The following is a 7,715-nucleotide window of genomic DNA, read 5'->3' as shown; positions in this document are numbered from 1 at the left end:
GGGGCGGCCGGAGCGGTCGTCGTCGGTGCCGCAGCGGTCGCAGCGGTATTCGCCGCGGGCGTGGCAGCGGCCGCCGTCGTGCCGGTCGGCGCCGTCGCGGCCGGTGCCGGCGTAACACCCGCCGCAGCGGCGGCGATGGCGGCTTGCTCGGCCGCGGTCACCGGCTGCGCCTTGATCTCCTCGACCTGGCCACTGACTTTGTTCAGGGCCCAGGCCTTGTCGCCGATGGCGATCAGCGAACGGCCGTCGGGCATGGCGTCGCCGACCGCGTATCGGGCGCCGTCGACGTCGATCACATGCGGGTTGGTGCCGCGCACGATCTGCACGACCCGGGTCGGCGCGGTGCTGACCGGCTTCTTGGGTTCGGTGTCGGCCGCGGCGACGGTCGGGCCGGCCGCGGGCTGGGCGCTCTCGTCGAGGTCGCGCGGGATCACCCGGCGCACGCCGTTGACGTCCTGCATCGCACGCGAGGCGATCGCGCGCTTGAACTTGTCCTGGTCGGCGAAGCGGCCGGCGACTTCGACGTCGCCGTTGCCGAGGTAACGGGTCTGCACCGCCAGGCCCTGGCTGCGCAGCACTTCGCGCACGTCGGCGGCGATGTCGTCGCCGGTGCGCAGGTCGAGCCGGGCCTGGACGTTGTTGGTGACCAGGCGCTTGCGGATCATCTCGCGCGTGGTGGCGTCCTTGATCGTGCCCGACAGCACCAGGCTGCCGTCTTCGTTCTCGACCGCGCGGCCGCCGACGATCGAGAACTCCTTGATCAACGGCGTCACCACTTCCATCGCCGTGGGTTCTTTCTCGAAGCCCGGCATCACCGCCGCGGCGATCGCCACCGACACCAGCGACAGCGCCGCCAGGCCGGCAATCAAGGGCAGATGCCGCATCGACGAACGCGGCGGCTTGGCCATCTCGCCGAGGTTCGGCAGGATCGTCGCCCAGGCCGGGTCTTCGCTGGCGCCGACCGCGAGCGAGGCGCTGCCCAGGTCGACGCGCTGCATCGCCGACAGCTCGGCCGGATCGCCCGGGTTCAAGATCTGGCCGTCGATCTGCAAGGGCGCATCGACCGCGCGCAGCGAGACCGTGCCGCCCATGCGGGTGATGAAGGCGTGGTGCGGTGCGACGCCGGCGTCGGACAGGACGATGTCGCAATCGCCGCCGCTGCCGATCAACAAGGTTTCCTGCGCCGACAGCGGACGGCTGGCGCCGGCGTGCAGGCCGGAGACGATGCGCAGCACGCTGACCGCGGGCGACGCGGCGGCGACACGAGGTTCGGCGGGTTCGGTATGGATGTCGGTAGAAGACATGACGGACTCCTGTCTAGACGCGGCCGCTTGCGGCGGCGCGTACGGCCGGGCCGCGCGAAACGCGCGCACCCACCGGCCGATGATGGATTGGGGAAGTTACCTGGCGATGGAGGCTGGGACGTTGCATCGTCTTGGCGCTCATCTAGGCGTTGACCTGGCCGGCCTGCACGATCCGCAGGTCGGGTGCGAGTTCCTGGTAGGACAGCACCGGCAGTTCGAAGAAATCGATCTCCAGCAGCTTGCGCAGGTGTCGGCGAACGTCCAGTGAACACAGCAGCACCGGCCGCACGCCCTCGGCCTGGCGGCCCAGGTGCGAACGGACCTCGGCGCCGAGCCGCCCCGCCAGCTCGGGCGAGATCGCCAACTGAGTGGCACCGCCGGCGACGCGTACCGACTGACGCAGACGATCCTCCAATTCAGGATGAATCAATAGCACCTGCATTGTGCGTTCGCTGTCCGCGTAACGATCGGCGATCTCGCGCTTGAGCGCGACCCGCACGTATTCGGTCAACAGCACCACGTCCTTCTCGCGCCCGCCGACATCGGTGATGGCCTCGAAGGCATCGCGCAGGTTGCGGATCGGCACGCCCTCCTCGACCAGGCGGCGCAGCACGTCGGCGACGCGTTGCGGCGCGACCACGCGCAGCATCTCCTTGACCAGGTCCGGATAGTCGCGCTGCATCTTGCCGAACAGGTTCGAGGTCTCTTGAATGCCGATGAAGCTGCCCATGCGGCGTTCGAGCGCGGCGCGGCAGTGCTCGATCACCGTGGCCAGGGCATCGCGGGTCTCGCCGCCGGTCTGGCCGGTCCACTCGCCCGCCAACGGCGGGAAGAAGCCGGCGAGCTTGGGTGCGCTAGCGTCGCCGGCGCGGGCAGGACGGAACTGCGCGTTCGACGACAAGCGGCCGAAGGCGATGCGCGCGCCGTAGGCGGTCAGGCGATAACCGCCGAGACCGTCACCGTTGTCGAGCGCCGGCACCACCTTGACCACCGGCACCGGCAGGGGCACGCCGTACTCGTCGCGCAGACGGCGGGCCACGTCGACGATGCGTTCGCGCACCGTGGCCTCGCCGAACGCGGCCGCCAGCGTAGGCGACAGGTCGAGTTGCAAGGGTGCGGGCGGGGCGATTTCGTCTTCGTTGACGACCACGTCGTCGGTGCCGCGCTCGCCTTCCGGCACCCGGAACGCGCGCCTCAGCATCACCGAGCCGTGGCGGTAACGCCAAGCGGCGAAGCCGAGCAGCACCGCCGACAGCATCAGGAACACCAGCTTCGGGAAGCCCGGCACGAAGATCATCAGGAAGGCGAGGCAGCCGGTGATCAGCAGCACGCGCGGCTGGCCGGTGACCTGGCGGGTAATCGATTCGCCGAGGTGGCGGTCGTCCTCGTCGCCGGCGGTGCGGGTGACCACCAGGCCGGCCGCGATCGTGGCGAGGATCGCCGGGATCTGCGAGACCAGGCCGTCGCCGATGGTCAGGATGCTGTAGGTGTGGGTGGCGTCGCCGAGGGTCATGCCCTTCTGCAGCACGCCGATGGCCAGGCCGCCGAGCAGGTTGATGATGATGATGACGATGCCGGCGATGGCGTCGCCCTTGACGAACTTCATGGCGCCGTCGAGGCTGCCGTGCAGCTGGCTTTCGACTTCGAGCAGGCGGCGCTTGCGCTTGGCCTCGTCCTTGTCGGTCAGGCCGGCGCGCAGGTCCGAGTCGATCGACAGCTGCTTGCCGGGCATCGCGTCGAGGGTGAAGCGCGCGGCGACCTCGGCCACGCGCTCGGCGCCCTTGGCGATGACGATGAACTGCACCACGGTGATGATCAGGAACACCACGAAGCCGACCACCAGGTTGCCGCCGGCGACCATGCTGCCGAAGGTTTCGACGATGTGACCGCCGTTGGCTTCGAGCAGGATCGAGCGGGTGATCGCGATCGACAGGGCCAGCCGGAACAGCGTGGTCAGCAGCAGCACGCTGGGGAAACTGGAGAACGCGACCGGGGTCGGGATGTACAGGGCGATCAGCAGCAGGCCGAAGCCGATGGCGATGTTGACCGCGACCAGGGTGTCGATGATGGCCAACGGCAACGGCAGGATCATCACGCCGATGATGGTGACCGCTGCGATGGCCAGCACGATATCGCTGTAACCGGCCCGACGCCGGGGCGTCGCGCCGGGAGCGGCGGCCATCAGGGAGCTCAACAATGCGCGCATTCGGTCAGTCCCGGTTCCTGAGAATCGACGAGCCGACCACGTTCGGACGCGCAGCAGCGATGGCGCAGCCCCGCGGCGGCTGGCCACGGGTCGCGCTCGAAAGATTTTCGGCCCTGCATCGAACGGTGAAAGCAGTCACTGCTCTACCACATACCCCTGCGCACCCAGCCATGGCGCTGTCCTTACACGATCCCGGTTCGGACGCCCGATACTAAGTGCTGATTGTCATCATTTGTGTGAACGAGGTGCTTATTGTGCGGGATGTGCACAATCACGCCCCCTCGATCTCGGGCGGCTACATTCGCGCGCATTCATCATTGTTTTTGTGAGCGCGTGCGCAATTGCGCAATTGCGTTCGACTAACGTAGGCGAAGACTCGTCACGATTCGGCTTCGGCCGCGGCGACGGTCGATTCCGGCATCGTCGTCGCAGTCGCAAGCGGGGCGATGTCGGCGGAATCGAGTTCGGCGATCAGGCTCATCGATTGTCCTCCGACCCCGACCGCCAGGGCGCGCCCGCTGCGCGTGCGCAGCACCACGATGCGCTCGCGCGGGCCGACCGGAAGCACCTGCAGGACCGACAGCGGGTTGTCGCGCGCGGTCAGTCCATGGCGCTTGCGCAGGTAATACAAGACCGCGACCAGGCCGACCAGGACCACCGCAACTGGCAGCATGATCGATAGCAGTTCGATGAAGAACGAAGGCGGTTCGGGAACGTTCGCCGGAGCGGCGGGGGGCGCGGCAGCCGGTGCGAACGCCAGCGCGGCGGCCGGCGACAGCAGCGGCACCAGGGCCAGCAGCGGGGAACGATCAAGCAGCAAGCGCAGTGGGAGCAGTATCGGCATGGTGGGTCAGTGCGGAACCGGTAACGAGGCGAGAGGAGCGGCGAGGCCGTGCCGACATACCGTAGCAGCCCGGCCGCCCCGCAACGGCGGCGGCTCGTCGCTTCACGCCGACGAGCCGTCGCGCATGGCATTGATGTGAGCATGGTCACAGCGAAACGTCGTAGCAAACCCAGCGATGCATCGGGCGCGGCCAGCGCCCCGGACCGCGACGCCGGCCTGTTGGGCGCGGTCCCCTTCGCCTGCGCGATGTTCGCCGGGGACGGCGCCCTGGTCGCCGGTAATGCGCGCTATCGCGAAGAATTCGGCGAGCTGGCTGAACATGGTGAACGCGACGCCCTCCTCGCCCGCCTGCAAGGCGAGGCCGGCGACGGCGAGCGGCCGCGCGAGGTGCTGGCCCCGCACAGCGGCCGCTGGTATGCGCTGCACTGGGGCCGCGCCGAGCACGGCGGCGACCACGTCGACGTGCTGACCGCGATCGACATCAGCGAACGCATCGAGACCCTGGACTCGCACAAGACCCGCCAGGAGAAATTGCTGTTCACCTCGCGCCTGATGTCGGTCGGCGAGATGGCCGCGACCCTGGCCCACGAACTCAATCAGCCGCTCGCGGCGATCATGAATTACCTCAACGGCAGCCTGCGCCTGGTCGAACAGGCCGGCGGCCCGGTCCAGGTCGAACGCGCCCTGCAGGCCGCGCGCACCCAGGCCGAACACGCCAGCGCGGTGATCTCGCGGGTGCGCGAGTTCGTGCGCGCGCGCGAACCGCGCCGCGACGCCCACGACCTCAGCCAGATCGCCGCAACCGTACTGGAGCTGCTGCGCCTGGAAGCCGAGCGCCTGCAGCTGCGCATCGACCTCGGCCTGCCGACGCGGCTGGCGCCGGTGTTCGCCGACCGGGTCATGATCGAGCAGGTGCTGTTGAACCTGGTCAAGAACGCCATCGAGGCCATGCGCGAGATCCCGACCGCGCGCCGCGAGCTGCGTATCGACGCGCGCATGAACCTCGACGACCAGATCGAAGTGCGCGTGTCCGACCGCGGCGCCGGCCTCAGCCCGGCCGAACAGGACCAGTTGTTCTCGCCGTTCTTCACCACCAAGACCGACGGCCTCGGCATCGGCCTGGCGATCTGCCGGTCGATCATCGAGTACCACGAAGGCCGTTTGTTCTTCGAGCCGCGCGACGGCGGCGGCAGCGTGTTCGGCTTCACCCTGCCGCGCTTCGAAGCCAGGACCTGAGCACGATGCCCGAACGCTTCGTATCCGCCGCCTGCGCCGTGCCCACCGACCGCCCCTACCACCGTGCCTGCGGCGCGAACGGGCCGGTGCGGGCGGCGAGCCGCTCGCCCGCCGACACCGGGAGTGACCGCCCATGAGCGAAGCACGCATCTATCTGGTCGACGACAACGACGGCTTCCGCGATTCCACCGCGTGGCTGCTCGAGACCGCCGGCTTCGAAGTCCAGGCCCACGCCTCCGGCCCGGCGTTCCTGGAGGCCTATGCCGGCGAACGCCACGGCGGCGGCGCGCACTGCATCGTCTCGGACATCCGCATGCCGCTGATGAGCGGCCTGCAACTGCAGGAAGAGCTGCGCCGGCGCGGCATCGGCCTGCCGCTGGTGTTCGTCACCGCCCACGGCGACGTGCCGCTCGCGGTCGAGGCGATGCGCAAGGGCGCGTCCAACTTCCTCGAAAAACCCTTCAGCGACGACGCCCTGATCGATGCGATCCGGGCCGCCATCGCCAATGCGCGCAACCATGCCGTCGAAGCCGGCGACGACCGCCTGGCCCGGCTCAGCCCGCGCGAACGTCAAGTCATGGACTTGGTGGTGGCGAGCAAACCGAACAAGATCATCGCCGACGTGCTCGGCATCAGCGTCAAGACCGTGGAACTGCATCGATCGAACATGATGAACAAACTCGGGGTACGCTCGCTGCCCGAACTGATGAAGGTGGCGCTGGGCCATGGGTGAGACGAGCGCAACGATGACGCCGACGCATTCGGCCGACGCCTCCGGCCTCGCCGCTTCGCCGCGCGGCCGCCTGCCTTCCCTGCATCCCTGGCAGGCCGAAGCCCTGCGCGACGTGTTCGCGCTGCGCCAGCGTTGGCCCACCCGCGACGGCGGCTGGCTCAGCTTCGTGCCGACCGAACCCGTGCACGGCGAGCTGGTCACCCTGGAAGGCGACGGCGCGCGGGTCAAGTTGCGTTTCGACAGCAGCCTGGCCAACGCCAGCGACACCGGCCTGCACTGGAGCGACTACCAGGGCCGCTCGCGCCTGCTCGCCTGGAGCCTGGCCCACGAAACCCAATTGGTGCGCCTGAGCCAGGGCATCGACGTCGCCCTGATCCCGATCGTCGACGACGGCGCCAGCGACCCGATCCGCGCCGCGCATGCCGAGGCCGAGGCCGAACTCGACGGCCTGTGGCTGTCGTTCGTGATCACCGACGGCGGCGGCGCCCAGGTACTGAGCCGCGGCACCTTGCGCATGCCGGTCAACTGGGTCGGCCAGTTGCTCGCCCGCGCCGAAACCCCCGAACCTGCCTACGGCGACGACCCGAGCGCACGCTGGGCCGATCTGCCGGTGCCGATCGCGATCCGCTGGGCCGGCCCGCAGTTGCGCCATGCGCAATGGCGCCAGCTGCGCCCCGGCGACGTCCTCGTCATCGGCAACCACCAGCGTCCGCCGCCGATGCAGGCGCACGTGCCCGGCTTCGCCTGGCCGCTGGCGCCGGCCGCCGACGGCTGGCGCATCGACGGCGCGCCCTTGACCCTTTCCACGCATCAGGAGACCTCCGCGATGAGCGACACCGAGTCCGCTGCCCCCGAATCCGCGGAACCCACCGCACCGGACGTTCCGGTCCGCCTGGAGTTCGACCTGGGCCGGCTCGAATGCCGATACGACGAACTGTCCGGCTTCCAGCCCGGCTACGTGTTCGCCCTGCCCTCGCGCCTGGAAGGCGCGAACGTGGTGATCCGCGCCAACGGCCGCGACGCCGGCCGCGGCGAGATCGTCGCCGTCGGCGATACCCTCGGCGTGCGCCTGATCGCCTGGAGCTGAACCATGGATTTCAGTTCGTTCTCGCCGGCCCTGGTGCTGATCACGGTGGTCAGCCTCGCGCTGGCGCCGTTCGTCGCGGTGATGGTGACCTCGTTCACCAAGATCGTCGTGGTGCTGAGCCTGTTGCGTAACGCGCTGGGCCTGCAGCAGGTGCCGCCGAACGTCGTCATCAACGGCCTGGCGATCGTGCTGTCGATCTACGTGATGTATCCGGTGATCCTGGAAACCCACGACGCGATCAACGCACGCGTCGGCGGCGGCACCGCCGCGACCGCGACCCAGGGCCAGCCGCCCGGGACCGCGGC

Annotated in this window: 7 protein-coding genes (2 of these 7 cut by a window edge); 4 read left to right on the top strand and 3 right to left on the bottom strand. The window is 69.2% G+C overall.

The features are described 5' to 3' along the window. The 3 genes from GLA29479_RS23110 to GLA29479_RS23100 form a co-directional block, all read right to left on the bottom strand. Positions 1 to 1,304, bottom strand: the 5' portion of a protein-coding gene (locus GLA29479_RS23110) for an FHA domain-containing protein (protein ID WP_057972990.1). Its footprint begins 16 nt before the window's first position; 1,304 of the gene's 1,320 nt are visible here — the first part of the coding sequence; it begins with the start codon at positions 1,302 to 1,304; the stop codon falls past the left edge of the window. A 142-nt stretch (positions 1,305 to 1,446) separates the two neighbouring features. Further along, a complete protein-coding gene (sctV, locus tag GLA29479_RS23105) occupies positions 1,447 to 3,510 on the bottom strand; it encodes a type III secretion system export apparatus subunit SctV (protein ID WP_057972989.1) in 2,064 nt (687 codons plus the stop codon). A gap of 379 nt (positions 3,511 to 3,889) precedes the next feature. Next, positions 3,890 to 4,354 carry a flagellar biosynthetic protein FliO gene (locus tag GLA29479_RS23100; protein WP_057972988.1) on the bottom strand — a complete coding sequence of 155 codons (465 nt, stop codon included), beginning with the start codon at positions 4,352 to 4,354 and terminating at the stop codon, positions 3,890 to 3,892. A 141-nt stretch (positions 4,355 to 4,495) separates the two neighbouring features. Between GLA29479_RS23100 and GLA29479_RS23095 the strand changes: the two genes are divergently transcribed. From GLA29479_RS23095 to GLA29479_RS23080, 4 genes are all read left to right on the top strand, one after another. Beyond that, on the top strand, positions 4,496 to 5,590 hold the full coding sequence (locus GLA29479_RS23095; protein WP_057972987.1) for a sensor histidine kinase: 1,095 nt from the start codon (positions 4,496 to 4,498) through the stop codon (positions 5,588 to 5,590). A 133-nt stretch (positions 5,591 to 5,723) separates the two neighbouring features. Further along, on the top strand, positions 5,724 to 6,323 hold the full coding sequence (locus tag GLA29479_RS26030; protein WP_031373471.1) for a response regulator transcription factor: 600 nt from the start codon (positions 5,724 to 5,726) through the stop codon (positions 6,321 to 6,323). Between the two features lie 13 nt (positions 6,324 to 6,336). Continuing rightward, entirely contained in the window at positions 6,337 to 7,410 is a 1,074-nt protein-coding gene (gene sctQ, locus GLA29479_RS23085) for a type III secretion system cytoplasmic ring protein SctQ (protein WP_057972986.1), read from the top strand. Positions 7,411 to 7,413: 3 nt separating this feature from the next. Beyond that, positions 7,414 to 7,715, top strand: the 5' portion of a protein-coding gene (locus GLA29479_RS23080) for an EscR/YscR/HrcR family type III secretion system export apparatus protein (RefSeq protein ID WP_211265017.1). The gene runs 16 nt beyond the window's last position; only the first 302 of its 318 coding nucleotides appear in the window; its start codon is at positions 7,414 to 7,416; the stop codon falls past the right edge of the window.

It is taken from the genome of Lysobacter antibioticus (genome assembly GCF_001442535.1).
GTDB classification, from domain to species: Bacteria; Pseudomonadota; Gammaproteobacteria; order Xanthomonadales; family Xanthomonadaceae; genus Lysobacter; species Lysobacter antibioticus.
This window is presented reverse-complemented; position numbering and strand designations above follow the sequence as displayed.

Bases quoted from the DNA above. Each gene is read 5' to 3' on its own strand.
- sctV (WP_057972989.1), bottom strand. From the start codon at position 3,510: ATGCGCGCATTGTTGAGCTCCCTGATGGCCGCCGCTCCCGGCGCGACG.
- GLA29479_RS23100 (WP_057972988.1), bottom strand. From the start codon at position 4,354: ATGCCGATACTGCTCCCACTGCGCTTGCTGCTTGATCGTTCCCCGCTG.
- GLA29479_RS23095 (WP_057972987.1), top strand. From the start codon at position 4,496: ATGGTCACAGCGAAACGTCGTAGCAAACCCAGCGATGCATCGGGCGCG.
- GLA29479_RS26030 (WP_031373471.1), top strand. From the start codon at position 5,724: ATGAGCGAAGCACGCATCTATCTGGTCGACGACAACGACGGCTTCCGC.
- sctQ (WP_057972986.1), top strand. From the start codon at position 6,337: ATGACGCCGACGCATTCGGCCGACGCCTCCGGCCTCGCCGCTTCGCCG.